Source organism: Vibrio barjaei (assembly GCF_001639065.2).
GTDB classification, from domain to species: domain Bacteria; phylum Pseudomonadota; class Gammaproteobacteria; order Enterobacterales; family Vibrionaceae; genus Vibrio; species Vibrio barjaei.
On the sequence record NZ_LQXO02000022.1, the window covers coordinates 73,474 to 99,607 of the forward strand.

At 43.4% G+C, this 26,134-nt stretch carries 24 protein-coding genes; 15 read left to right on the plus strand and 9 right to left on the minus strand.

The genetic code is table 11. The features are described 5' to 3' along the window. Positions 1-97: 97 nt before the first annotated feature. Genes AWH66_RS10945 through AWH66_RS10955 form a run of 3 tightly spaced genes read left to right on the plus strand, consistent with a single transcriptional unit; the run spans position 98 to position 1,756 of the window. Entirely contained in the window at positions 98-895 is a 798-nt protein-coding gene (locus AWH66_RS10945; RefSeq protein ID WP_063602995.1) for a PhzF family phenazine biosynthesis protein, read from the plus strand. A 43-nt stretch (positions 896-938) separates the two neighbouring features. Continuing rightward, a complete protein-coding gene (locus AWH66_RS10950) occupies positions 939-1,520 on the plus strand; it encodes an HD domain-containing protein (protein ID WP_063603693.1) in 582 nt (193 codons plus the stop codon). After that, positions 1,517-1,756, plus strand: coding sequence for a GNAT family N-acetyltransferase (locus AWH66_RS10955; RefSeq protein ID WP_063602996.1), 240 nt, complete (start codon positions 1,517-1,519; stop codon positions 1,754-1,756). Before AWH66_RS10950 ends, AWH66_RS10955 begins: the two co-directional genes overlap by 4 nt. A gap of 59 nt (positions 1,757-1,815) precedes the next feature. Here AWH66_RS10955 and AWH66_RS10960 read toward each other — a convergent pair whose 3' ends face one another. Further along, complete coding sequence (locus tag AWH66_RS10960) at positions 1,816-3,669, minus strand: heparin lyase I family protein (RefSeq protein WP_063602997.1); 1,854 nt, start codon at positions 3,667-3,669, stop codon at positions 1,816-1,818. Between the two features lie 533 nt (positions 3,670-4,202). Here AWH66_RS10960 and AWH66_RS10965 point away from each other — a divergent pair. The 6 genes from AWH66_RS10965 to AWH66_RS10990 all read left to right on the plus strand — a co-directional run bounded on the left by AWH66_RS10965 (position 4,203) and on the right by AWH66_RS10990 (position 11,406). Further along, a complete protein-coding gene (locus AWH66_RS10965) occupies positions 4,203-4,979 on the plus strand; it encodes an alpha/beta fold hydrolase (protein ID WP_063602998.1) in 777 nt (258 codons plus the stop codon). A 426-nt stretch (positions 4,980-5,405) separates the two neighbouring features. Then, positions 5,406-6,857: a YfcC family protein gene (locus AWH66_RS10970; protein ID WP_063602999.1), complete on the plus strand. Its 1,452-nt coding sequence runs from the start codon at positions 5,406-5,408 to the stop codon at positions 6,855-6,857. A 597-nt stretch (positions 6,858-7,454) separates the two neighbouring features. Continuing rightward, complete coding sequence (arcA, locus tag AWH66_RS10975; RefSeq protein ID WP_063603000.1) at positions 7,455-8,675, plus strand: arginine deiminase; 1,221 nt, start codon at positions 7,455-7,457, stop codon at positions 8,673-8,675. Between the two features lie 38 nt (positions 8,676-8,713). Further along, positions 8,714-9,625 (plus strand): carbamate kinase, encoded by a 912-nt coding sequence (gene arcC, locus AWH66_RS10980; RefSeq protein ID WP_063603001.1) that lies wholly within the window; start codon positions 8,714-8,716, stop codon positions 9,623-9,625. A gap of 95 nt (positions 9,626-9,720) precedes the next feature. Beyond that, on the plus strand, positions 9,721-10,731 hold the full coding sequence (locus tag AWH66_RS10985; protein ID WP_063603002.1) for an ornithine carbamoyltransferase: 1,011 nt from the start codon (positions 9,721-9,723) through the stop codon (positions 10,729-10,731). Positions 10,732-10,920: 189 nt separating this feature from the next. Continuing rightward, complete coding sequence (locus AWH66_RS10990; protein WP_050798595.1) at positions 10,921-11,406, plus strand: arginine repressor; 486 nt, start codon at positions 10,921-10,923, stop codon at positions 11,404-11,406. Between the two features lie 87 nt (positions 11,407-11,493). Here the strand turns inward: AWH66_RS10990 and AWH66_RS10995 are convergent, their stop codons facing one another. Both AWH66_RS10995 and AWH66_RS11000 read right to left on the minus strand, forming a co-directional pair. Then, positions 11,494-13,179, minus strand: coding sequence for a glycoside hydrolase family 13 protein (locus AWH66_RS10995; RefSeq protein WP_063603003.1), 1,686 nt, complete (start codon positions 13,177-13,179; stop codon positions 11,494-11,496). Positions 13,180-13,211: 32 nt separating this feature from the next. Beyond that, the gene (locus tag AWH66_RS11000) at positions 13,212-14,231 is read right to left on the minus strand and encodes a LacI family DNA-binding transcriptional regulator (protein WP_063603004.1); all 1,020 of its coding nucleotides are present in this window, start codon (positions 14,229-14,231) and stop codon (positions 13,212-13,214) included. 326 nt (positions 14,232-14,557) lie between these two features. Here AWH66_RS11000 and AWH66_RS11005 point away from each other — a divergent pair, with 326 nt between their 5' ends. The 4 genes from AWH66_RS11005 (at position 14,558) to AWH66_RS11020 (ending at position 19,362) form a co-directional block, all read left to right on the plus strand. Further along, positions 14,558-15,910, plus strand: a complete 1,353-nt coding sequence (locus tag AWH66_RS11005; RefSeq protein WP_006070304.1) for an ABC transporter substrate-binding protein — start codon at positions 14,558-14,560, stop codon at positions 15,908-15,910. A 116-nt stretch (positions 15,911-16,026) separates the two neighbouring features. Then, positions 16,027-17,040 carry a carbohydrate ABC transporter permease gene (locus AWH66_RS11010; protein WP_231892907.1) on the plus strand — a complete coding sequence of 338 codons (1,014 nt, stop codon included), beginning with the start codon at positions 16,027-16,029 and terminating at the stop codon, positions 17,038-17,040. Continuing rightward, the gene (locus AWH66_RS11015; RefSeq protein ID WP_063603005.1) at positions 17,040-18,239 is read left to right on the plus strand and encodes a carbohydrate ABC transporter permease; all 1,200 of its coding nucleotides are present in this window, start codon (positions 17,040-17,042) and stop codon (positions 18,237-18,239) included. Before AWH66_RS11010 ends, AWH66_RS11015 begins: the two co-directional genes overlap by 1 nt. Positions 18,240-18,270: 31 nt before the next feature. Beyond that, positions 18,271-19,362, plus strand: coding sequence for an ABC transporter ATP-binding protein (locus AWH66_RS11020; protein WP_063603006.1), 1,092 nt, complete (start codon positions 18,271-18,273; stop codon positions 19,360-19,362). Between the two features lie 46 nt (positions 19,363-19,408). Here AWH66_RS11020 and AWH66_RS11025 read toward each other — a convergent pair whose 3' ends face one another. From AWH66_RS11025 to AWH66_RS11035, 3 genes are all read right to left on the minus strand, one after another. Then, positions 19,409-20,197, minus strand: a complete 789-nt coding sequence (locus tag AWH66_RS11025; protein ID WP_063603007.1) for a helix-turn-helix transcriptional regulator — start codon at positions 20,195-20,197, stop codon at positions 19,409-19,411. Positions 20,198-20,254: 57 nt separating this feature from the next. Beyond that, positions 20,255-20,929, minus strand: coding sequence for a GntR family transcriptional regulator (locus tag AWH66_RS11030; RefSeq protein ID WP_006070309.1), 675 nt, complete (start codon positions 20,927-20,929; stop codon positions 20,255-20,257). Positions 20,930-21,115: 186 nt separating this feature from the next. Continuing rightward, positions 21,116-22,219 carry a DUF3541 domain-containing protein gene (locus tag AWH66_RS11035; protein ID WP_083400007.1) on the minus strand — a complete coding sequence of 368 codons (1,104 nt, stop codon included), beginning with the start codon at positions 22,217-22,219 and terminating at the stop codon, positions 21,116-21,118. Between the two features lie 244 nt (positions 22,220-22,463). Here AWH66_RS11035 and AWH66_RS25915 point away from each other — a divergent pair, with 244 nt between their 5' ends. Continuing rightward, positions 22,464-22,619, plus strand: coding sequence for a hypothetical protein (locus AWH66_RS25915; RefSeq protein WP_167360946.1), 156 nt, complete (start codon positions 22,464-22,466; stop codon positions 22,617-22,619). Between the two features lie 81 nt (positions 22,620-22,700). Here AWH66_RS25915 and AWH66_RS11040 read toward each other — a convergent pair whose 3' ends face one another. Then, positions 22,701-24,362, minus strand: coding sequence for a methyl-accepting chemotaxis protein (locus AWH66_RS11040; protein ID WP_063603008.1), 1,662 nt, complete (start codon positions 24,360-24,362; stop codon positions 22,701-22,703). 412 nt (positions 24,363-24,774) lie between these two features. Here AWH66_RS11040 and AWH66_RS25920 point away from each other — a divergent pair, with 412 nt between their 5' ends. Next, positions 24,775-24,930, plus strand: a complete 156-nt coding sequence (locus AWH66_RS25920) for a hypothetical protein (protein WP_167360947.1) — start codon at positions 24,775-24,777, stop codon at positions 24,928-24,930. A 29-nt stretch (positions 24,931-24,959) separates the two neighbouring features. Here AWH66_RS25920 and AWH66_RS11045 read toward each other — a convergent pair whose 3' ends face one another. Both AWH66_RS11045 and AWH66_RS11050 read right to left on the minus strand, forming a co-directional pair. Beyond that, positions 24,960-25,463: a YgjV family protein gene (locus AWH66_RS11045; RefSeq protein ID WP_063603009.1), complete on the minus strand. Its 504-nt coding sequence runs from the start codon at positions 25,461-25,463 to the stop codon at positions 24,960-24,962. After that, on the minus strand, positions 25,460-26,089 hold the full coding sequence (locus AWH66_RS11050; RefSeq protein WP_063603010.1) for a hypothetical protein: 630 nt from the start codon (positions 26,087-26,089) through the stop codon (positions 25,460-25,462). Before AWH66_RS11050 ends, AWH66_RS11045 begins: the two co-directional genes overlap by 4 nt. Between the last annotated feature and the right edge of the window lie 45 nt (positions 26,090-26,134).

Consider the following 26,134-nt stretch of genomic DNA (forward strand, 5'->3'; position numbering starts at 1 on the left):
ATTGATAACAGACGAGATCACCACCCATAACAATTAAACTCCGCTCGCGATTATTTTATCTATCCTTTAAAGTAGTAACGGTCCATAAGGAGTTGTCATGCAGTTAGATATCTATCAAGTAAATGCATTTACCAGTGAGCCCTTTACGGGGAATCCTGCTGGTGTGTGTATTACTCAAGAATCGTTACCCGCCTCATTAATGCTGTCTATTGCCAAGGAAATGGCGATTTCAGAAACCGCTTTTCTGACACTATCCGATAACCGCTTGCGTTGGTTTACGCCACAAGTGGAAGTCGCGCTTTGTGGCCATGGCACACTGGCTACTGTTAATGTACTAGATGAGATAGGGCTATTAGAAAAAGATGGAAAATGCAGTTTTCATACGCTTTCTGGGGAGCTTCATGCGCAGAAAGTTGGTGAACGTATTTCCTTAGATTTTCCACTTTACCCTGCCAATGAGGCTGAAATGTCGCTTGCGAAATTGGAGGCTCTGGGTCTGAAAGAAGAGGATATCGAGTCCTGGGGTGAGTTCGAAGGTGGTAAAGACTTACTGGTGATGAAAAGTGAAGAACGCCTGCATCATCTAACTCCAAATTTCCACGCTCTTATCCAATGTGAAGGTCGAGCCATGGCGGTAACGGCTAAGTCGGAGCGTAGTGATGTGGATTTCATCGCTCGTTATTTTGCTCCATGGGTTGGAGTCAACGAAGATCCTGTTACGGGATCTGCTTATTGCGCATTAGCTCCTTATTGGGCCGATAAGCTCAACAAGTGTTCGCTTATCGGCTACCAAGATTCTGAGCGCGGAGGCTACGTTGGCATGATGTTGAAACAAGACCGTATTGAGCTCAGTGGTCAAGCGATTACGCTTATAAAAGGTACTATCCGTGTTTAATGAGAAATGGATTCCTCAGTTTCTGGATTTTATTCAAGCAGAAATGAGCACTGATGCGGCGCATGATCTTAACCATGTACTGCGTGTCGTTAATTGTGCTAAACGCTTATCAGTGACAGAAAACGCTAATCTGGATGTGGTTATTCCTGCGGCCTATCTGCACGATTGCTTCACCTATCCTAAGGATCATCCAGAACGTTCAAGCAGTTCAACTATCGCTGCACATAAAGCGTGTCAGTTTTTGAGAACGATAGGTTACCCAGCGCAGCATATTGACGCTATTCACCATGCGATTGTCGCGCACAGTTTTTCTGCCAATATCTCAACCGACTCTGTCGAAGCGCGAGTAGTACAAGATGCCGACCGATTAGATGCATTAGGTGCTATTGGTGTTACGCGTTGTATTCAGGTTGCGACCAGTCTAGGTCGAACTTTGTATCATATTGACGATCCTTTTTGCCTCGAGCGCTCTCCCGACGACGCTAAGTTCACTATTGACCATTTTTACATCAAGCTATTTTCCATTGCAGATACAATGAAAACCGACGCGGGTAAACAGGAAGCAATCAGTAGAGTGGCGTTTATGAAACAGTATTTAGCGCAGCTAGGGCACGAAATATCATGATTGAACATCAACTGGATAGACAAAGATTTGTACTTTCTTCGAACGGGCAAGACTCGGTATTGGATTACAAGCTTTCGGGTAATACGGTTAATTTTACCCACACCTTTGTGCCAGAATCACAGCGTGGAAAGGGCTCTGCAAAACAGTTAGTCGATCACGGTCTTGCTTGGGCTAGAGAGCAAGGCTACCAGATTGAAGCCGACTGTTGGTATGTGGCTAGATTCTTGAATAGATAGCAGTGTTTTGGGTTAGCTCAGCGACGGTTCTCACACCGTCGCTGCAAGAGTGACAAAGGCTAACGTTCTGGATCAAATGGATACGGATCTAAGCCATTACTTTTACCGTCGTCGTCACTGTCATTATAGATACCATCCACGGGGGAGCGTCCCCAAGCATCCAACTGTCTATTGATGGCTTTGGAGACAGAAACGTTGTCGAAATAGATTGTCCTTGGACTGCGAATTTCGGTATACATTCCGATCTTGGTGTAGCCATTATTGCCAATCAGCATGTTTTTACCTTTTCGGTCTAGCTTCAGCTCACCATTGACCCAGACTTTTACTTGCCCATCGTCGGCCAAAGACTTTTTAAAGTAGATACGAATATCAGTCCATTGATCTTGTGGTGCAACGCCTAAATCGATCACCGGATAGTTAGGTGCGTGGAAGCTGAGTTTGAAAAGCCCATCATTGCTTAGACGTACTGCTGCGTGAGGACCAGAGCTGAATGACTTCCACTGCGCCAAGATAATGGAGTACTTAGTGATGGTCTGCCAAGATGCATCGGGGCGAATACTGGCACTAAAATAGAACTCATCGCCCGGTGCATACTGATAGCGGCCATCCATAAAGGCTGTTTCGCTTCGATAAGCTGGTGGCTCGCCGTAAAACTTCATCACATGATTACCTGTGCGAGCCCAATCTACTTGCGCTACCTCATAATAGTGATAGCTGGCGGGTGTTTTGGTAAGTGAGTCGTAACTACTAGAAAAAGAGGGGGTGAGTTCCCCAGGTAAGCCGGAGTCTGTTAGACCATTTTCCCAACCAGCAGTGTATATGGTGGCTGGATTTTCGATTGTCGTGGTTCGGTCAATTTGAATGTCGACCCAAGCTGGTTGTGATTGGTTAAATCCGTCTTCCACTTGGTAGAAGAAGCCATCTAGGCCCACAAAGTCAGCATTTGGTTGATACAATATTTGCCCTTCGACAACGCTAACCGTTCCATAGTTTGGTTCAGATGCGATGACGATGGTTAGTTCATCACCTTCAGGATCTAGGTCGTTTGCTAACACATTGCATAGTAGTGCTTGGTTCTCTAAACCATTGCAGCTATCTGGGGAGATAATGGTTACCTCATTTTTCCACCTTTCTGGGTCAAGCGGATAATCGTCGTCTATATCGGCAACACCATCTCCATCATCGTCGGTGTCCTTGTTATTTCCAATGCCATCGCTGTCCGTGTCGACAGACTCGGTAGGGTCATAGGGAAAGGCATCTTCGGCATCGATGACGCCGTCATTATCAGAGTCTTTGGAAAGGGGCGATAAGTCAAACTGCAAACGATCGATACGGATTGAACCTTCTACTGCTGCTAGCGTGAACGTATGTTTCCCTTTCGTTAACCAAATGGTCTGAGGTGAGGTTTGCTCAAATTCGCGAGTAATCTGGGTGGAGGAAAGGAATGGAATCTGGAACAACACTTCTGTACCCTTGCGCAGTTCTACATGTTTGGTTTTGTCGGCAGTAGAACCTAACCAAGCAGAGAATTCGTAGAAGGCATCCTCTTCGACTTGTACTGTGTAGTTCATCCATTCGTCGCGTGCAAACCAGCCAACGTGTACCTGCCCATCATTGTGAGTAGAGAAGTCTACACCATCGTTACGGAATTGTTTTCCCCCTCGGTTCTCTGGTTCTTTGTCGAAGTAGGCGATACCTTGTCCACCAAGGTCATAATCTTCCGCCTCCACAATGGAAGGTAATCGGTGAACAGGTAAGGCAGACTTGGTGTCGTCCCAAGGATAAATATCTTCAAGGTCGGGGACACCATCGCCATCAGAATCGACATTGGCGAAGGTCAGTGAGGTATTCAGCAGCATCCCAAACATCAATGCGGGGATAATCATTGCAGGGTAATTTAATCTTGTTCTCATAATATATTCCTTTGTTATTTACGCCTGTTACGAGCTCAGGTCGCAACATCTAATAGGCGGATCAAATTGGAATTAAATGAGTGCACTCTTCAACACCTTAGAAAGTTTGGAATGCATATCAAACAGGTTTTATATTGATGTGGTGAATGTATATTGGGAAAGAAAGACTATTTCTAAGCATTAGATAGGAAAAGAGCGACTAAGGCTTAAAATTCGCTAATAAGTCCGTAATCTAATATATCTATATGATACCGAGGGTTAATATCACAGTAATTTTGTTAGTGATTGACATATAAAAACGGTGAATATAATAAGATTTCTTTGCAATTGGCTAGTAATGAACGCATAAGTTTTAAATTGCTAGCTTTCACACTCCAGCGCATTGAATGACCGATTAAAAACTCGGCGGTACTGTGATTTTCGTTTTTTTGTAAATTTACTTAGATTTGGAATGAAAGTCTTACAGAGATAGTGTAGAAGTGGTTAAACCACTTTGATATTCTGGGGGTGGTATCGACGTTAGGAGGCATAGAATGAAGTGGAAAGTCAGTATGGCAATATTGACGGCTCTTGCTTTAGTAGGTTGCAGTAAGCCGGAGATAGAAAACGTCGATAGTGAGCTAAATGCACACCACTTAGATCAAGTTGTTGTAGTGCACGGTTTAGCGAGAAGCGCTTGGTCGATGCAAAACATGTCAAAAAGTATTGCCAAGCAAGGTTATCAAGTCTGTGTCGTGGATTACCCAACGCTTCGCCAGCCTATTGAAAATACGCTTGCCGAGAGTGCCAAGGAGCTCTCTCGATGTATTGACGAATTTAATCACTCAAAAAACCTTGTCACTAATCAGTCAAAAATCCATTTTGTTGGGCATTCATTAGGCGGATTAGTGATCCGCTCGTACTTGGCACAGCATCCCGATTTTGTCGACTCATCGGAGATGGGAAAAGTGGTGTTTGTTGGTACTCCCAACCATGGTAGTGATGTTGCAGATTTCTTCTCGGATACTTGGATGTTATCTCTAGTGGGTGGCACCGCTGAATCGCTAACAACCAGTCCTAATTCATTCCCAAATAGTTTGCCAAACCCAAACTACGATTTTGGTGTCATAGCAGGTACGCAAAGCTACCCGGTTTTCAGTGGCATGTTCAGCAAAAGCAACGATGGGCTAGTCTCGGTGGAATCCACAAAACTTGACGGTATGCGAGATTTTATTGAAGTAGATATCAAACACGATAGGTTGCGTCGTGATCCTTATGTAACGTCACTGGTGCTGAACTTTATTGAGACCGATAAGTTCGAATCGAAATAGCATAGCATTTTAGAACCACACGATAGTGTTAGTTCTGGTTCGCTACGGCATTTTGTCTAGTGACTGCGTTAGCTTATGGTATTTTGAGTGACATTCTTCAAAAAAACAGAAAATTCATTTCATTAGATATTTATAATTATTTATTTGAATAAATATCCAGATTTGAAAGTAGTTGTCATTTGTGGTTGTTTTGCATGCGAATATTATTCAAAAATATCTAGTTATTAATCCAGATAAATAATTTTATTGCAGCGGCTATTTGATTATTGCAGGAATAAGTGTGAACAAGGCACAAGAATAACAATAAATAAAGGCGTATATTTTCTTTGAAATTATGATTAGTAATTCTTATGGCTTCAATGTGGTGATTGAATGTAAAACATACAGCTAAAGTAGCAGGAAAGCCCTTCTACTAAGGAGAATACTATGACTACCCATGTCGTTCACGAGCCGAAAAAGTCGGGAGGCTTTTTTGCAAATTTCAAGTTTCCCTCAGCCTATACCATTTTATTTGTGTTGATTGCTATCGTTGCAGTCATGACCTGGATTATTCCTGCTGGTCAATATGAGAGAGTGATGAATGAAGATCTGGGCAGAGAAGTCCCAGTGGCTGGAACTTATTCGAGCGTAGAAAGTAACCCACAAACTCCAATCGATGTCTTAATGGCTCCTATTGATGGTTTCTATGATCACAATAGTTATGAAGCAGGTGCAATTGATGTCTCGTTATTTGTATTAGTCATTGGTGGCTTCTTGGGATTAGTGACGAAGACCGGTGCAATAGATGCTGGAATTGAGCGCGTAACTCACAAGCTAGAGGGTAGAGAAGAGTTGATGATTCCCATCCTTATGGCCTTGTTTGCTGCGGGTGGCACTGTCTATGGGATGGCAGAAGAATCTCTACCATTCTACACACTTCTCGTCCCAGTAATGATGGCAGCTCGATTTGACCCACTTGTAGCGGCCGCTACCATCTTATTGGGAGCTGGGATTGGAGTTCTGGGTTCCACAATTAACCCGTTTGCTACTGTGATTGCTGCGAATGCGTCCGGTATTCCTTTTACCGATGGTATTTTATTGCGTTTAGCCATGTTAGTGATTGGATGGATTATCTGTGTCGCTTATGTCATGAGATATGCTCGAATGGTCAAGGCCGACCCATCGAAATCCATTGTTTATGATAAACATGAGGAGAACAAGGCTCATTTCCTCGGTAATAAAGGAGAGGAAAAACTCGATTTCACGACAACGAGAAAAGTGATATTAGCTATCTTTGGTGGTTCATTTGCTGTGATGATATATGGTGTTTCCGTTGCTGGCTGGTGGATGGCAGAGATCTCTGCGATGTTCCTAGCCTCGTCGATCTTGGTTGGACTAGTCGCTAGAATGAGTGAAGAATCTTTCATCAATAGCTTTATTGAAGGGGCGAGAGACTTACTCGGAGTAGCTTTGATTATTGGTATTGCTCGAGGCATCGTTGTTGTGATGGACCGAGGGATGATCACTGATACTATATTGAACTCGGCGGAACATATTGTCACTGGTCTTTCTTCGATAGTGTTTGTTAATGTTATGTTTTTCCTAGAAATATTATTATCTTTCTTGGTGCCTTCGACTTCTGGACTGGCTGTGTTGACGATGCCGATAATGGCTCCCTTAGGTGATTTTGCTGGTGTTGGTCGAGAGTTGGTTATTACAGCGTATCAATCGGCTTCAGGGCTGGTGAATTTGATAACCCCAACTTCTGCTGTCGTGATGGGAGGTCTTGCCATAGCTCGGGTTCCTTACGTGAGATGGTTGAAATGGGTGGCTCCACTAATGGCTATTCTTACCATGTTCTGTGTAGTAATGCTTAGTATTGGCACGCTTATCGGCTAAATGTTTGTTTGCTTCCTATTTTTACTAGCCCACTGTTATTAGCAGTGGGCTTTTCCGTTTTGGTTCCTGACTTGTCTACGAACGATACTCGCTAGTCCTTAGCCGTTGCGACGAAATACCAATTTCTTTCCTCCTTGTTTGAATATGGGCAGTGTCCTGTCACTCATGTCCAACGGTCTCTCGAATGTGATGGTTATCACGAAAATAGACTAAAAATTGTTAATAGATACAGAAGAGGTGAGCTAGAAATAGGTAACTAACAAAAGCCAATGCATATTTCTGCCAAGTAATCATATTCATTAGAATTAATAATGCGAATCAAGTTTCCTAAAAGAACGTAGCTATGACGGCTTCACGAATAATTCATGAATACTATTTCATTTAATATGCCAGATTAATTTTCGGTAATTATATTTATCAAGGAATAAATATTGTTAATGGTCACTTTTTTGATGCCCTTGTTCACATATATATTTGTGTGATCGGTATCCAATATTATTTTGAATGATTGGTACATATTAATTACACCACAACGAAGCTATTAATATATTCCATAAAGAACGATTTTAGTTCTTATAATATTAGAGAGACATGATTATGAATAAACTATACGTTGGTTCTGAAGTTGGTCAGTTACGCCGTGTCTTGATACATCGTCCGCGACGTGCTCTCACTCACTTAACTCCTTCTAACTGCCATCAATTGTTGTTTGACGATGTACTAGCGGTAGAGAAGGCTGGCGAAGAGCATGATGTGTTTGCCAAAACACTAGAATCACAAGGTGTTGAGGTTTTACTTCTAACAAATTTGCTTGCTGAAACTCTCGCTATTTCAGAAGCAAAAGATTGGCTGTTAAATATTCAGGTTTCAGATTTTCGTTATGGCAATACCTTTGCCAACGATGTGAGATGTTATTTGGGTGATATGCCAAACATCGAATTAGCTAAAGTACTTACCGGAGGCTTGTCATTTGGTGAAATGCCGCTTGAGTCTTCGTCAATGTTGCAATCTTTATATAAAGCTAACGATTTCATTATCGACCCGTTGCCAAATCACTTATTTACTCGTGATACATCATGCTGGGTTTATGGCGGTGTCTCTATCAACCCGATGGCGAAGGTCGCTCGTCAAAGGGAAACAAATCATTTACGTGCAATATATCGCTGGCATCCGACCTTTGCTGGGCAAGACTTCATTAAATACTTCGGTGATGAGCAGCAGTCGTATGATCACTCGACTATCGAAGGTGGAGATGTATTGGTCATAGGTAAAGGGTCTGTGTTGATCGGCATGTCTGAACGTACTACGCCACAGGGTGTAGAGCATTTAGCATCGAGCCTATTTAAGAATAATCAAGCCAAGCAGGTTATTGCTTTAGAACTACCGAAAGATCGTTCATGCATGCATTTAGATACGGTTATGACGCACATGCGTGAGGATACGTTCTCCATCTACCCCAATGTTATTCCTGATGATGTGAAATGTTGGAGTCTTACTGGTGATGAATCCGGTCGAGTAACGGCCACGCAGCAGAGTTCATACATTACGACGATCGAAAAAGCGCTACAGGTCGATAAGTTAAATCTTATCACTACTGGAGGCGACAATTTCGAAGCTGAACGTGAACAATGGAATGATGCAAATAACGTCCTGACGGTCAAACCTGGTGTTGTTATTGGTTACGAACGCAATACCTATACCAACGAGAAGTACGATAAAGCCGGAATTACCGTATTACCAATTCCTGGTGATGAGCTTGGCCGCGGCCGCGGTGGCGCGCGTTGCATGAGCTGCCCAATTGAGCGCGATGGTATTTAGTCACTTCGCTATTCATTACCTGTACTGGATAAAAGATTATGAAAAAACAAACAATCGTTGTTGCTTTGGGTGGCAATGCGTTACTAAAGCGCGGAGAGCCACTCGAAGCGGAAGTACAACGCCACAATATTGAAATCGCGGTTAAAACCATTTCGGAAATTGCCCTGCAATATAACGTCGTATTAGTGCACGGGAATGGCCCTCAAGTCGGGCTATTGGCACTGCAAGGACTGGAATACAAGAAGGTGAGTCCTTACCCTCTTGATGTGTTGGGTAGCGAGACACAGGGCATGATCGGTTACATGTTGATGCAAGAGTTCAAGAATCAAATGCCCAGCAAGAATATCACCTGCATGTTGACACAAATGACGGTGGATCCAGCCGATCCGGCATTCAAAGATCCTACCAAGTTTATTGGTCCTGTCTATGACAAGCAGGAAGCATGTGAATTAGCTGAGAAATATCACTGGACTGTGAAACCTGATGGAGATTATTTCCGCCGTGTGGTCCCAAGTCCATTACCAACTGGCATTGTTGAGCACGAAGCCATCACCTCTCTTATTGATGAGGGGCACCTTGTTATTTGCACTGGCGGAGGTGGTATTCCGGTCACTCGTAAAGATGGCAAGCTTGTTGGAGTAGAGGCGGTGATTGATAAAGACATGTCGGCAGCCTTCCTTGCCAAACAACTTCACGCGGACCGATTACTGATATTAACTGATGCAGATGCCGTTTACCTAGATTGGGGTAAACCAACTCAACATGCGTTACGAGCCACGACACCATCAGAATTGTCACGTTACCAGTTCGATGAAGGTTCAATGGGCCCTAAAATTGATGCCTCGTGTGAGTTTATTAATCAAGGTGGACAAATGGTGGGGATCGGCGCGCTACAAGATGGTCTTCGCATTCTTGAAGGGACCGCAGGTACCACGATTTCAAAACACTAAATTTGTCGTCGAATACACATTTAAATCAAAGTACGAGCGTGTCAGTGGCAGAGTGTTGTCGTGACTGACACGCATAGATAGAAAAGGAACATAATATGGCTTTCAATCTTCGCAATCGCAACTTCCTTAAACTTCTAGATTTTACCCCTCGTGAGATTCAGCACTTGCTTGAGCTGTCCATTGAACTTAAAAAAGCCAAGTACAACGGATACGAACAACCTCGCCTAAAAGGCAAAAATATTGCACTCATCTTTGAAAAAACATCGACCCGCACTCGTTGTGCTTTTGAGGTGGCGGCATTCGATCAAGGAGCACAAGTTTCTTATCTTGGGCCTACTGGATCTCAAATTGGCCATAAAGAATCAATGAAAGATACCGCTCGGGTACTGGGGCGTATGTACGACGGGATTGAGTATCGCGGCTATGGTCAATCTATCGTTGAAGAGCTCGGTGCTTATGCAGGTGTACCAGTTTGGAACGGCTTAACAGACGAATTCCACCCAACTCAAATTCTTGCAGACTTCATGACCATGATGGAACATGCTCCGGGTCGTCCATTGCAAGATATTCGCTTTGCCTACTTAGGGGATGCTCGCAATAACATGGGTAATTCGTTAATGGTAGGCGCGGCAAAAATGGGGATGGAAATCCATTTAGTTGCGCCAAAACAGTTCTGGCCTGAAGAAGCTCTTGTTGAGGAATGTCAATCCATTGCCAAACACACCGGAGCGAAAATCGTACTCACGGAAGACGTACACGAAGGTGTGCAAGGGTGTGACTTCCTATATACAGATGTTTGGGTCTCTATGGGTGAAGCAAAAGAAGCCTGGGCTGAGCGTATCAAGTTGATGCTGCCTTATCAGGTCAATATGGAAATGCTCAAAGCGACAGGCAATCCAAACGTGAAATTCATGCACTGCTTGCCTGCTTTTCATGGCGAAGATACGACGGTGGGTAAGTCTTTATCAGCAGAATATCCAATGTTAGCTGATGGCTGCGAAGTTACCGACGAAGTGATTGAATCCGAGCATTCTATTGTCTTTGATGAAGCGGAAAACCGTATGCACACGATTAAAGCTGTAATGGTCGCGACCTTAGGTAGCTAAAAGGCTAGCACATTGCATGAGAGGAACAGGAATGTCCTCTCATCTTAACTAAAGTAGCAATAAGTTGCTGTAACAATGCGATTGGCTCGGGATTTTTCAGAACGATTAATTGTTACGTTATACCAGCGAAACAAATACAAGATCACGAACCCACTCATGGATGAGTTTCAATATTTTACAGGTGATAACATGTATGAAACTCCAACTTGTAACGACATGCTCGATGTCGATCAAAAACTGACAGATGTATGTAAGAAGCTTCTTCAGCAGCAGAGCTTTACTACACAGAATAAGCTCCGAGAAGCACTGGTAGACCTTGGTTATGATGGGATTAGTCAATCGACGGTCTCTCGTCTATTGACCAACCTGGGAGTAGTCAAAGTTCAAAATGCCTGCGGTAAAAAGGCGTATTGTCTAACGTCGGAGAACAGCCCTGTTCGTGTCGACTCTTCTATTTCGTCACAGATCGAGCTGATCACTAACAATCAGTCTCTCGTTGTCGTGAAAACTCACCCTGGAAGTGCTCAGCTTATTGCTCGCCTGATTGATATCGACCCTCACGCTGATATTTTGGCGACTATTGGTGGCAATGATACGATTCTAGTGATTCCAAAACAGGCTTCTGAAGTGAGTCGATGTGAGCGTGTCGTTAGAGCAAGGCTTGGTGCATTGTAGCCATATTGATACAGCACGATAATTGTTGTACCCCAACAAAAAAAGCAGCGATGTTGTTAATCGCTGCTTTTGTTACATTTTCCTCAGTTATTCAATATCAATGATCATGGCCTGATAAGGCTTCAAAACTAGCTCGTGCAGAGAGCTTGGTGCATCATCATAGTTATTTAGTACGACTTGTTTCACAGCGTATTGGTAGGTTCTCTCTAAGGTACTATCGGTAAAGTTAGCTATGATCAGCAAAGATTTTTCGCCGCTCGAGCGAATGTATGCGTAGACTTCACTGTCTTGCGGGTCGAGTAAGGTATGGTTGCCATAAACTACGACATCCCCATATTCTTCACCTTGGCGCAGTTGGATAAGCTGGCGATAATGGTGATAAATGGAATCCTCATCGTTAACCGCTTGTTCTGCATTGATCTCCACATAGTTTTCATTCACTGGTAGCCAAGGCGTGCCAGTAGTGAAACCTGCATGATCTTTTGTATCCCATTGCACTGGGACACGGGCATGGTCACGAGAGAAGTAGTTTAAAAACTCAATCGCATCATCATTGGAAACGCCGCGCTCAATCATTTTCTGGTAATGGAACTTCGCCATGAGATCATTAAACTCTTCGATATTATTGAAGTGCTTATTAGTCATGCCGATTTCTTCACCTTGATAAATATACGGGGTGCCGCTCATCATATGTAGAACCGTACCGAGCATTTTTGCACTGATGATGCGATATTCAGGAGAGTCAGAGCCGTAACGCGATACCGTACGAGGTTGGTCATGATTACTCCAATACACACTATTCCAACCTTTCTGGTATAAGTCTTCCTGCCAGCGCGACATGATTTCTTTGTACTGAACCAAGTCAAAATCTTTTTTCACTGCATTGTGTTCTTCACGGTCGATGCTGACATGCTCGAATTGGAAGATCATACTAATTTCATTGCGGTCAGGATGAGAGTAGTAACGGCCATCCAGTGTTGTGGTGAAGGGGGTTTCACCGACGGTGAGTACATCGTAATGCTTCAGAACTTTATCGTGCATTTCACGCAGATATTGGTGAACCAGTAGGTTATTTGACCAATGCTCCCAACCAGCGACTCCCGCATCAAAAATAGTTGCATCTGGATAGTCTGACGGTTTACCGATCATATTAATGACGTCCATTCGGAAACCACCTAAGCCCTTTTTCAGCCAAAAGTGCATCATGTCGTAGACCGCTTCACGTACCTCTGGATTTGCCCAGTTTAGGTCAGGTTGTTTATTGCTAAACAGGTGCAGATAGTACTGGCCGGTCGCTTCATCAAGTGTCCACGCTTTAGGCTTGAAGAAAGATTCCCAATTATTGGGTTCACTGCCATCTTCTTTGGGATCTTTCCAAATATACCAATCGCGTTTTGGATTATCCTTACTGCTTTTGGATTCGATAAACCAAGGGTGTTCATCTGAGGTGTGGTTTACCACGAGATCCATGACAATTTTGATGCCGCGTTTATCCGCTTCGAATAACAGCTTTTCCATATCGGCCATAGTGCCAAATTCTGGTGCAATTTCACGATAGCCAGAAATATCATAGCCGTTGTCATCCATCGGAGATTTATACACAGGACTGAGCCAAATGACGTTCGCGCCAAGGGCTTTAATGTAATCCAATTTTTCTATAATACCTGGGATATCACCAATGCCATCTCCGTTAGAGTCGTTGAAACTTCTTGGATAGATTTGATAAACGACAGCGTCATGCCACCAACGCTTTTCCAGTTGTTCCGTACTCATGGATCAATTCTCCTTAGCAAGTGAGGTAATGTCTAACTGCTGGTACGAATAATAAGCTCCGTATCCAGTTGGATAGATTCGTAGGGTAGTTGGCCGAGCGCCATCTTTGCAGCGATTCGGCCTTTATTCTCAATAGGCTGCTGAATAGTCGTTAAGCCGGCTTCTGCAGCTTTGGGTATTCCGTCAAAACCGACAATTCGAATATCGATGTTGATTTCTCTTGCCACTTCCAGAGCGGCCAAAGCGATTTTATCGCTCATACAAAGCAGTACATCCACGCGTTTAGGGGCCGTTAGTGTGCCACGCAACATGGTTTTTAACGTCGTTTCGTCAAGATCGTGAATTTGCCAGACATTTTCGAATGACAACGGTATGCCGTTTTCCTCGAGAGCTTGTTTGTAGCCTTCAAAACGACAGCGAGAAACGGACTCTTCGCTGGTATAAAGATTGTCGAGGTTGGCGAGCGACAACGATGTTGATGGCTCAAGACGCAGCCCCAAAATAAGCACATTGTCGTCGGATGAATGAATGGCATGCATGGCTATGTCGTAGCTTGCTTTGCGGTTGTCGACATTGATGGATGGAATGTCAGGCAATGCAAAATCGACCGCCACGACAGGCTTATGCTGACGCAGTATCAGGTTGATTATGCTTGAGTCCACAGGTTTGCCATAAACTATGAAACTATCGGGAATAGTTTCAACCTGCGTATTCTGATAGTTATCACTGCTTGATGGCAGCAACAGCATGTTGACATGAGACTCGTCTAAAGTCTTTGATATTCCAGCTAAAAACTGAGTAGCAACTGGGTCGGTAAAGTTATAGGCGAGATTGTCTGCGAGCAAAACTCCGATTACGCCGGTCTTTCCGGTGCGTAGGCTTCGTGCAGTGATACTAGGGCCGGTGTAACCGAGTTTTTCACATTCAAGCAGAATGTTCTCTCTCAGCGCCTTTGAAAGTTGGTTTGGACGGTTGAAAGCGTTTGATACGGTAGCCGTTGATACACCTAGGTGAGCGGCGACGGTTTTCAATGTAGGTTTCTTCCGTTCCATATCAGTCATTGTCCATGTTTATATTATCTGCAATCTAGAATAGCGAAATTTATCAGTTGAGTCTAAATCGATTAAGAAGGAATGCGAAATTAAAATTTCATAGCCATTATAATTTGTTTGATGCTTGTCACTTAAATGTAACCAAGGTATTTCAAAACATGATCAAAGGCACAAGATTTGGCAAGAAAGTGGTCGAATTGTCAATAAGGTTTTATGGTATTCATTAACGGCTTAACCGATTAAGTAATTAAGAAGAAGTTAAGTCGAGGACATAAGAACTGACTATAAAAACGAAACAAAGTATCTGAATACATGGAGTCTTACTGATGAAAACCTCTCTACTTGCTAGCGCAGTAGCTCTTGCTGTTTCTGCATCCTCCGCATTCGCCGCTGATTTAAAATTCGCACCTGGCGAAGACGCACGCTTTAACTGGCAAAGCTACGAAGAGCTTAAAAATATGGATCTGAAAGGTGAAACGGTCACTATTTTCGGTCCTTGGTTAACAGAAGATAAAGAGCTTGTTGAAAGTGTCATTGCGTATTTTGAAGAGGCAACTGGTGCCGATGTGAAATACTCAGGCTCTGACTCATTTGAACAGCAAATTGCGATTGATGTGCAAGCAGGTAGTGCACCTAACATTGCGATTTTCCCGCAGCCTGGTTTAGCGGCAGACCTAGCGTCTAAAGGTTTCCTAACTCCACTTGACCCTAAAATGGGTGATTGGATTAATGACAACTACGCTGCTGGTTCTTCATGGGTTGACCTAGGCACATTTGCTGGCAAAGACGGTAAAGATCATCTGTATGGTTTCTTCTATAAAGTCGATTTGAAGTCACTAGTATGGTATGTGCCTGAAAACTTCGAAGATGCAGGTTATGAAGTACCTCAATCAATGGAAGAGCTAAAAGCACTGACTGAGCAGATTGTTGAAGATGGCGAAACGCCATGGTGTGTTGGGTTAGGTTCTGGTGGTGCAACTGGCTGGCCTGCAACGGACTGGGTGGAAGATATGATGCTTCGTACTCAATCGCCAGCTGATTACGATAAGTGGACTACAAACGAGCTCAAGTTCAATGATGAGAAAGTTGTTGGTGCTATTGAAGAGTTTGGATGGTTTGTACGTAACGATAAGTTCGTCGACGGCGGTGCACGTGCAGTAGCTGCAACGGACTTCCGTGATTCACCAAAAGGTTTGTTTACATCGCCAGCTAAGTGTTACATGCACCGTCAAGCGTCATTCATTCCAAGCTTCTTCCCAGAAGGTACAGAGCTAGGTGCTGACGTTGATTTCTTCTACTTCCCTGCGTATGAATCAAAAGACTTAGGGAAGCCAGTACTTGGCGCAGGTACTATGTGGAGCATTACTAAAGACTCTAAAGCAGCACGTGCATTTATGGAGTTCTTACAGTCACCAATCGCACATGAAATCTGGATGGCTCAATCGGGCTTCCTAACTCCGCATAAAGGTGCCAACGTTAATGCTTATGGCAACGATACTCTGAAGAAACAAGGTGAAATCTTGTTGGATGCGACGACGTTCCGTTTCGATGGTTCAGACTTGATGCCAGGTAAGATCGGTGCCGGTGCATTCTGGACAGGTATGGTCGACTACAGTGGCGGCAAACCTGCGAAAGAGGTCGCTGATGACATCCAAAAAACTTGGGATGCACTTAAGTAACCAAGGAAGTAAGTAACTTGGCGAAGTAACGCGATGCCGGTAGACGTAATTTCATTGGGTCGTCTATCGGCTTTCGCAATCTTGATATTCGTTAAGTCTCTCTATAAAGCGAGGTAATGATGGAACAGCTTTATTCCTCTTTATTTATCATGGCACTAGGCGTCGCTGGATGTGTGGTCTACTTCGTAGGCAGCAACTGGCTTCTCACTATCCTATTTCCTACCAGAAATGTCTCAAACCAAAAGATGGCACAAAACCTTAGACGAGCGGCAGCGATTCGTCCTTGGTTATTCCTTGGGCCTGCCTTGGCGTTTTTAGGCCTCTATCTTGTCTATCCAGTATTTGAGTCATTCTATCTGTCAATGCACGACAGAAATGCTGACAAATTCGTAGGATTAGGAAATTACATTTGGCTCTTCAACGACCCTGAGTTTAGAGAGTCACTATTTAACAATCTATTGTGGTTATTGGTTGTGCCTGCCGCCTCCACATTTTTTGGCTTGGTTATCGCAGCACTGACTGACAAAGTGAGCTGGGGGAATATTGCTAAGAGTTTAATCTTTATGCCAATGGCTATTTCGTTCATTGGTGCATCGATCATTTGGAAGTTTGTCTACGACTACCGTGCGCCGGGGTCGGAGCAGATAGGTATTTTGAATGCCGTAGTTGAGTACTTTGGAGGTACCGCACAGGCTTGGATAACCATCCCGTTTTGGAATAACTTCTTTTTGATGGTCATTCTTATTTGGATTCAAACCGGCTTTGCCATGGTTATTTTGTCTGCGGCTCTGCGTGGTATTCCAGAAGAAACGGTAGAAGCGGCAGTCTTGGATGGCGCCAATGGTGTACAGATATTCTTTAAAATTCTCATTCCACAGATATGGGGAACGATTGCAGTAGTGTGGACCACAATCACTATTCTGGTTCTGAAGGTCTTCGATATCGTATTAGCGATGACGAACGGTCAGTGGAGTACTCAGGTTCTGGCAAATATGATGTTTGACTGGATGTTCCGTGGCGGCGGTGACTTTGGCCGTGGCGCGGCGATTGCGGTGGTGATCATGGTGGCGGTAATTCCTGTCATGGTATGGAACATGCGCCAAGCCAGCGCTCAAATGGAGGGGCGATAATGTCTGAAAAAGCCCAAACAGCGCCAAGTCTTGAAGAGAGTAACGCACGCTTTAGCTTAAGCAAATTGCGACGTTCGCCACTGACCATTTTGGTTCACGCTTCGGTTTTGCTGATTGTGATTCTATGGACTCTACCAACAGCAGGTCTGTTTATCTCATCGTTTAGGGACAAAGATCAGCTTGCTTTATCAGGTTGGTGGACGTCATTAACTGCTTCCGAGCAGAACCTAGTAGACCGTACTGGAGCACCCGACACTCAAATTCAGGAAGGTGACGTTTATGTACTCAAGGGGCAATTGCTTGTGGACGGCAAGCCTGCTGATGTACATGCTTTTGGTTTCTCTTCTCGCGAACCGACGAAATTTGTCCCTGGCGATGTTGCTGAAATGAGAAAGGGTGGCACCTTGACGGTAACGGAGGATGGTCAGTACACAATGACCGCACTTGAACCGTTCAAAGGTAAACGAGGGAAGCGTATTTTCTTTACCGCCGTTGTGCCACCAAAATTTGGTTTGGACAACTATCGTGAAGTGCTTACGGCAGAAGGTATTGGTCGTTCGTTTATTAATTCTTTGACCGTTACTATTCCCGCAACAATTATCCCAATTCTTATTGCGGCGTACGCGGCTTATGCGTTGTCTTGGATGAGAATGCCGGGTAGAAACTTACTGATTGCAGTTGTGGTTGGTTTGTTGGTTGTACCTCTGCAAATGTCTTTGATTCCTTTGTTAAGACTCTATAACGACATTGGGGCTTTCTTTGGTGTCGGGGCAAAAACCTATTTGGGAATATGGTTAGCGCATACTGGGTTTGGTTTGCCGTTGGCTATTTATTTGCTGCGAAACTACATCTCCAGTTTGCCTAGAGAGATTATCGAGTCGGCGAAAGTGGACGGTGCGACTGACTTCGAAATATTCATGAGAATCGTTCTGCCGCTGTCGTTCCCGGCACTAGCATCATTCGGGATATTCCAGTTCTTATGGGTATGGAATGACCTTCTTGTTGCAACGGTATTCTTGGGCACTGGTGAAGAGCACATGGTACTCACAGCACGATTACGTGAACTATTAGGTTCTCGTGGTGGTAACTGGGAGATTTTGACAGCATCTGCATTTGTTTCGATTGCTGTGCCTTTGGGCGTGTTCTTTACGCTGCAACGTTATCTAGTTCGTGGCCTACTTTCTGGTTCTGTTAAGTAAGCAGTTCCTGACTCAACGATGAGAAGAAAAAATGACAGGATTATCTCTAACAAACGTTAAAAAATCATACGGTGAAACTCAGGTACTGCACGGCATCGATCTGGACATCGACCAAGGCGAATTCATCGTATTCGTTGGGCCTTCAGGCTGCGGTAAGTCAACACTACTTAGAATGATTGCTGGCCTTGAGGACATTACTTCTGGTGAGCTTTGTATTGAAGATGCTCGTGTAAATGAGCTGCCGGCAGCGATGCGTGGCATTGCCATGGTATTCCAGACTTATGCTCTCTATCCGCATATGACCGTATATGACAATATGGCTTTTGCGATGCGCATAGCGAAAGAGCCAAAAGACGCTATACATGAGCGCGTTATGGAAGCCGCGCGTATGTTGCAACTTGAACCGTATCTTGATCGTCTGCCTAAGGCGCTCTCCGGTGGTCAGCGACAAAGGGTGGCGATTGGTCGAGCGATTGTCCGCCAACCTAAGGTGTTCCTATTCGATGAACCGCTTTCCAACTTAGATGCAGCGCTACGTGTTCAAACGCGAATCGAAATTGCCAACTTGAAGGAAGAGTTAACGGAAACCACGATGATTTACGTGACTCACGATCAGGTAGAAGCAATGACGCTCGCTGACCGAATCGTCGTCTTATCAGCAGGTAAGATTGAGCAAGTAGGCACGCCACTTGAGCTTTATACCAACCCAGCGAATGTATTCGTGGCTCAGTTTATTGGCTCTCCGGCGATGAACATTAGTAAAGCGCGTATGGAGAAAGCAGGAGAACATTCTTTGGTTACTGCAGAGAGTGGTCACAATGTGGAAATACCAATTGCAGCAGCACAAGATCTCAACGGCTGTACGTTACAATTGGGAATCAGACCGGAAGACTTTTTAGTCGCTGAAGAGTCCGATGCGCTTATGTCTGGGAAAGTGTTATTTGTCGAATCCTTGGGTGAAGTGACTCTCCTACATATTAATGTTGAAGGACACGACGAAACAGTCGTGGCAAAGCTACCAGGAATCCTTGATTTCCACAAAGGTGAAACCATTCACTTAAAAGCGCCGCCAGAGAAAATTCACTTGTTTAATGAAGAGGGTATTTCTTTGAAATATCTTTAAATAGAGGTTGTTAGCAATGATTCAAAGGGCTCCTTTCAGGGGCTCTTTAACTTTTAAGAGGTGAACCTAAACCGTTTCTTAAAGCAAATTGAATAAGTTCAGCCTTGCTATCCAAACCAAGACCAATCTGCATACGGTATTTATGAGACTCAATAGTTCTTGGGCTCAGATGAAGTAATTCTCCACATTCTTTAGCGGATTTGCCTTGAGCAAGTAACGATAAGATGGTCGTTTGCTTTAACGTCAGTTTAACGAGTCGTTCATTGTCGGATTCTTGAGCAATACTGCCTGCATTGCCATGTAAACTTAAACGTAAATCAGCATGCTGCCAATAACACAACCACATTTCGGCGACCATTTTTATCTGTCGAGCTAGAGTCTCTGTGAACTCATCATAACCTCGTTCAAAGTTGGTTAACGATATTGCTCCCCACGGTTTGGCAAAGAAACTTAGGGGAATAATGGCGTGCCAACGTCCGCCTTGACGAAAAATACGTTTTAAAACGTATTGACTGGATGTCGCTAATTCTACTTCATCAAATACTCGATAAAGTGATTTCGTTTTGAGCAAGCGCAAGTAGAGTAAATGACTATCATCATCCGACAGATAATCGAACTTATGCAGAGGGGGAATAGTTTCACGAGCACTGGAGAGAGTTTTTTGATCTCGGAGTAGTATTGGAGAGTTTGGATAAACCGTTAGTCTATCCAAACCATAAAACTCAAGTAGTTCTGAGGCGCAGGCATTCCATGTGCCAACAAATTGCTCGATTTCTCCAGCATGCAGTTTTTGGGACTGAGATAAAATCAAAGACTCAAAATTCATTTTCGACATAAAGACTTATTAGCTTTTCAATATACACTAAAAATAATTATAGGCACGTAGATGAAATTAGTGATCGTAACTTTGTTCTAAACAGAAAACTTCTTGAATCGTTTTTGTATTAGCTTGTACAGCGCGCTGAATAATCTCTTCATTTTCATAGCTTACTTGATTGAATGACCCATTCAGTAGACTGAATAGTGACTCAATATCAATCATCTGTTTATAGCTTCTGGTTTTCAGGTAATACAGACGGCGATATCGGGATAGTACACCAAGTATTGTCTTAAGCAGTTGGTGGGAAATAGTCTTTGATTTTTCTTCAGTGAGAGTCAGCAGAAATCGCTGATAAAGTTGCTCTATTCTATCGATATGGTTGAGTGTTAATGGTGATTCTAATAATGCGTGAGATAACTCAGTAACCAAGGTCTTCGCTTTTTTCAGCTGTGCAGGTGCTAGGGGGTATTCTCGTTGAGATAAAAGCTGTGACAAGATGAAGTTTGCAGTGGAAGTGGATTCGATGAACTCTTTCCATGTTAGGTTTGAAACAAAACCTCCCAAATGCGTTTTATATTCGACGAAACCTTCGCTACTTAATGCAATTATGGCTTCTCGCATTGGTGAAAGGCCTACATCATAAAGTTCTGCTAATTCGTTTACTCTGAGTTTTTGACCGGGTGGAAATTGATAATTAATGATATCGGATTTTAAGCGAAGTTTGGCTCGCTCTTTTGCTAGTGACATTCAGTACTCCTTAACCTGAACTACTTTGTAACTAATAATTGCCCGACTGAGTACCGTAAAACTACTGCATTATCGTTGAAAAACGATTAATTATATAAGTGAGGTGTATGGTGGTCGATTAACCACTCCATCAGTTGAATGTTTACTCGAAATTTAGACTACTAGTTAATCGCCATATTCGACGTGCTATTGAGGTTTTGAAATCTTCTTTACGCCGTAAGGGAGTTCAGAGAACAGCTTTGGAACTGTGACTGTGCTTGGCCCTTCTTTGGGCGGTTGCCAATCGAGCAGCATAATAGCAAGAACATTTCGATGTTCCCCATAAGCAAAATCAAAGTCGCCGGAAACTGATGGGATCATGCCTTTATCTTTGTCGATGGCTTTTTGTATCGACACTCTTGTTTTCGCTACAACAGGATCATCATCTAACCCAGCAAGCAAGAAACTTAACCCGACTTCTGCTACGACATCTTCTTTAGTATGCAAAATGATGTCATCGATGTTTTTTCTAAAGTAGTCGAAGATCCACTGGTGCTCTTTTTCGTCGACCAATCGTTGGTAATAGCCTGAGTCTGCGAGGATAATATGCGTCATGCCGTAAAGTTTATTACCGAATTGCTGATTGCTTAATCGGTAGTCCTCACCATCAGGGTAAGTTTTTCTAAAAGCAGCGATAAATTCATCAACAAGATCTTGTTCACCGATTTGCTTTAGCCAATAGGCTTGATTTGCTAGTTGAGCAGCCCAAGCTGTGATCATTTCTGGGTCGGTTAATACAGTTTCAAAATCGTATTGCTGTAATATCGACCTTAGTTTCTTATCGTCATTATGAACTACACCGTATTCATTCAGTCGTGCCAAATAGCGCAATAAGTCCAGTCCCATATAGAAATATTCAGGTTGGTCTTTAGTGGCCTGGTAGCGACGTTGGCTGCGTTCATCTTTGCCTTTTTTATAGTCGTTAAGTCTTTGCAGAGAATACGCTCGAATGGCTTTAGGCGTGGTCACGTCTGCGGCAATTTCGTTTATTCTAGAGGTCACGTTGGCAAGATCACCTAATACGACAGCATTGTATTTAGGGTCTTGTGTTTGCCTATACATACGCAGTCCGAAGTGGCCTTGTTTGTAGGCAGACAGAGTAAATAATTGCGACTCGTAGGTGTCTTTAACCACGTTTGCTGACGCCTGAAAATGTTGCTTGGTTGGTGGGGTATCAAGGGTGATGATACTAGCACCAGTTAGCAAAAATACGCTAACAAATATTGCAACGATTGCTTTGTTCATTTTCATAACGTGCAGCCTAAACGGTAAGTGTGAGCTGGATTGTAAAAACTTATTAATTAACGTGTGTGATTTTGAGGTTAATTTTTATTCAGAATATTTATGAACACTTGATTTTAGATCCTTCACTTTTTCATTTAGCGTGGTTGTAGAAGCGCATAAGTTGAAATCGAATTGTTTTTTCCTAGTCTACGTTATGCAGAGGCAGGGAGGCGGCGCTTCTGTCTATTTCTAGTACAGAAGGAGTGACAAAATGAGAGTATTATTAGTGACACTAAGCTTGATATTCGTATCGTTCTCAAGTTTTGCGGAAAATGGTGGTGCACCGGGTACCATCTGTCAGATGGAGTCAGGGCAAGTGATTACGACTCACCTGGAGCGTTGTCCTAAAAACACAACGAAACTCTGATCGTACATTAGTATGATTGAGAAGCTAACACGAACCAGCGATATATCGCTGGTTCGTTTGGTTTTATAGGGGGAAGACGGGTTATACGGTAAAACGGGATACCAGTTGCTCTAACTGCGTTGCACGTTGATTTAGATTGTCACTACCGCTCTTATTTAGACCTGCAAGTTGTGCGGATTCACCACTTTGGTCTGAAATCACCACGATACGTTGAGCTATATCTTTGCCTACAATCGCTTGTTCCTCCGTTGCCGTTGCAATTAGCGCGTTCATATCGTGAATATTAGCGATGGCTCGTTGTATTTCTTCAATGGCGGTAGCGGCATCATTGGTTTGACGTACCGTTTCATCTCCTCTGGTTCGGCTGGAGTCCATCGCTCTGACGGCTTCATCGGAAGCGCTTTTGAGTTGCTCGATCATCTGATGGATTTCGCCTGTGCTGTCTTGTGTGCGGCTAGCTAACTGTCGAACTTCATCCGCTACGACGGCGAAACCTCGTCCTTGTTCACCCGCTCGAGCCGCTTCAATGGCTGCATTTAATGCCAGTAAATTAGTTTGCTCGGCGATATCTTGAATAACTGTCAAAGAGGTAGAGATGTTTTTGACATCTTCTTCTAACTTACTGATAACTGAACTTGCCTGAAGGACTTCATCAGCTAGAGCTTGTACAGACGTTGCTGCTGTATTTACCGTTTGTTGGGCGTCTCGGGCATTTTCGTCTGCTTGCTGTGCTGATGTTGCAGCGCTAGTGGCGTTAGATGAAATTTCAGAGGATGTCGTCGTCATTTCAGTCATAGCTGTAGCTACTTGTTCGGTTTCTTCTCGCTGATTGGTGGCAAGGCTATCCACCTGCATTGCTCTTCCTTTCATTGCTCGAGTTTCTTCCACAACAATATGGCTGGTCTCCGAGACATTGGTAATGATTTCTTGGAGGCTGATCACAAACGCATTGAAGTTCTCTCCTAGACGCTTAAATTCTGGTGCATCGAAGCTCTCCATTCTTGCTGTCAAGTCGGCATCACCTGTCGCAAACGTTTTTAGCGAAGCATCGAATTTATCAAGTGGCTTCATAATGCTTCGGTTGATGAAGGTAGCCATACCAAATACCACTACCAGTGTCAGTCCAGACAATAAAATGATAGTGACAATTTTTGCGTTAAGAGCTTCTGTTGCTTGCTGCTCCATTGCAGAAATCGTGGTGTCTATGTCGTCGATGTAAAAACCGGTACCGAGTACCAAGTCCCACTCAGGTATATATATTGAGTAGCTTAATTTAGCTTCAGGATTGCTATGTCCTGGTTTAGGGAAATAGTAGGTAGTAAACGCATTTGATTTGGCGTTATTAATAAGTTCTTTGATAAACAAGTTACCTTTGCTGTCCTTAGCATCGATAAAGTTTTGGCCTAGACCTGTGCCGTTTTTGCCTACAAGCAGTCGATTGCCCTTCGAGTCATAGCCAAATAGATAGCCATTTTCTCCGTATTCAAGGTTTTTAAGTAACTGAAGTACTTCTTCTCTCTGACTTTTTTTCTCTATTAGTGGCAGAAGAGAGGACTTGGCAAGTTGTAAGTAGTTACGCAGTTCTTGTTTCTTATTAACGAGCAAGCTTTCTCGAGTATCATCAAATTGTTGTTGGTTGAGCTCAGAAACCTTTGAGTAAGTGACTCCTAAAATTCCTAATGTAACGAGTATTAAAGGAAGTATCGTTAAGACATACAACCGTTTTCGAATAGACAAATTCATAACATTCGTATCCTGATTATTATAATAAATACGCAATTATTGAGTTGCGTATCAATAACAAAGCAAGCGGTGTGCCTAAAATTTATTCAGGGGACGGTGTTTGGAAAATAGTGCGAAAAGTTCTTCCATCTGAATGATTTATTGAGATTGTTCCCGTCAAGCTGGCTAATTTGAAGAAGTGTTTATCGAATGCTTTAAAGCGGCCTTTGTCCCGTAACCGGAGATCGATTGCCGCTGAAATTACGGATTATATGATTCAGCGGACAAATCTTGCCATTAAACATATTGATTCTGCTTATCTGTATGAAAAATAAAGATAAAAATCAGTTTGTGAGTTGGTTTCTTCGACTAAGCTATAAATGACGAAGTAAAGGAAATCGTCATTTTTAAACGTAATGACATGGAGAATAATATGAAAGCAGTCTTTATTTTTATGCTAGGTGCTGTGTGTTCGTTCGCTTCTATAGCTGAGGAAGGAGGCGCACCAGGTAATATATGCTTAACGGAATCTGGCTTAGTTATCACTACTCACCTCGATACCTGTCCAAAAACGATGACGAAGCTTTAAAAGCTTGAGACAAAGTGTTGAACCAGCATTTATGCTGGTTCGTGTTTTTTAATGCACAAGCGATAGATCGTTGCGGTATTAGCTATAAGGAATGTACCTTCGACTAGTGAACCGCCGATAGAGCCAATCCACATATTATGGGTAAACCAGCATGCAGAGTTGAATAAAATTAAACTCCGCATTTTGATACCAGATGCGGAGAATAATGCCCACGTTCCCACTGCGGAACCAATAATTGGTAAGAGCTCTACAGGAGAGGAGACATTGGGGAGTGTCATGCCAATTAGAATGACAATGAAGAACCACATGGCGCGCTTAGAGCGAGTTTTAATGGAGACGAAAGCACGAATACCATTGATAGCGACACCTATTGCACCAACCACGGCCCCCATCATGGCAAAGTGTACCATCATGATGAAACAAAACGCGACCATACAGTAACGGAAACGAAGGTCGTCTTTTTGTAAAAATGCCATGATTCCAAAGATAAAAGCAACACCACCAACAAGTTGGGCGAATAGCATTAACGTCATTCTAATTGCTTCTCCAGATAGTTCAGGCAACTTTGTGGGCTGGACAAAACGGTAATGTCAAACTGACACTCCGCTAATGCATATGCCATCGACGCTTGTGCTAACAGGATAGCATCATAACGGTTTGTAGAATGTGTACGATGCTCTGTGATAGTGTTTGCAATGCTTGAATTGAAAGCCTGCGTTGAGCCCGCGACATAATGTTCCCACGCCGCAGGAATAAATAAAAACTCGAATTGAGAATGGTTGTTGCAGCTTTCTAGTAATGATCGAGTGGGTTCTATGGTACTTTCAAGCGTAACAGCAACAAGTATCCGACTATAGCCAATGGTTTGTTCTGCCATCGGTCGGTCGACTCGAAAAACACGGTTATCAGGGTAAGCATCCACAATTGGGCCCAGGGTTGAACAAGTGCAGACAATAAAGTCATAGCCTTGAGTAAGCTGCTGGCTTAAATAACCTTGAATCTGCTTGACGATAGAGGGAGTTTGCCCTGTTTTGCGTATGTCGCTTAGAAATGATTCTTGAACATCGTGGAATATGTCATGTTTAGGGAGCGATGTTGCGGCTAGAGGTTTAAAGAGGGTGATGTTGCTCGCTAAAGTGTGCAGGAACAAAATCTTCATAAAAATCCTTTTCGTTATTGCTTGGGAGGCTCCTTCTGGAGCCTC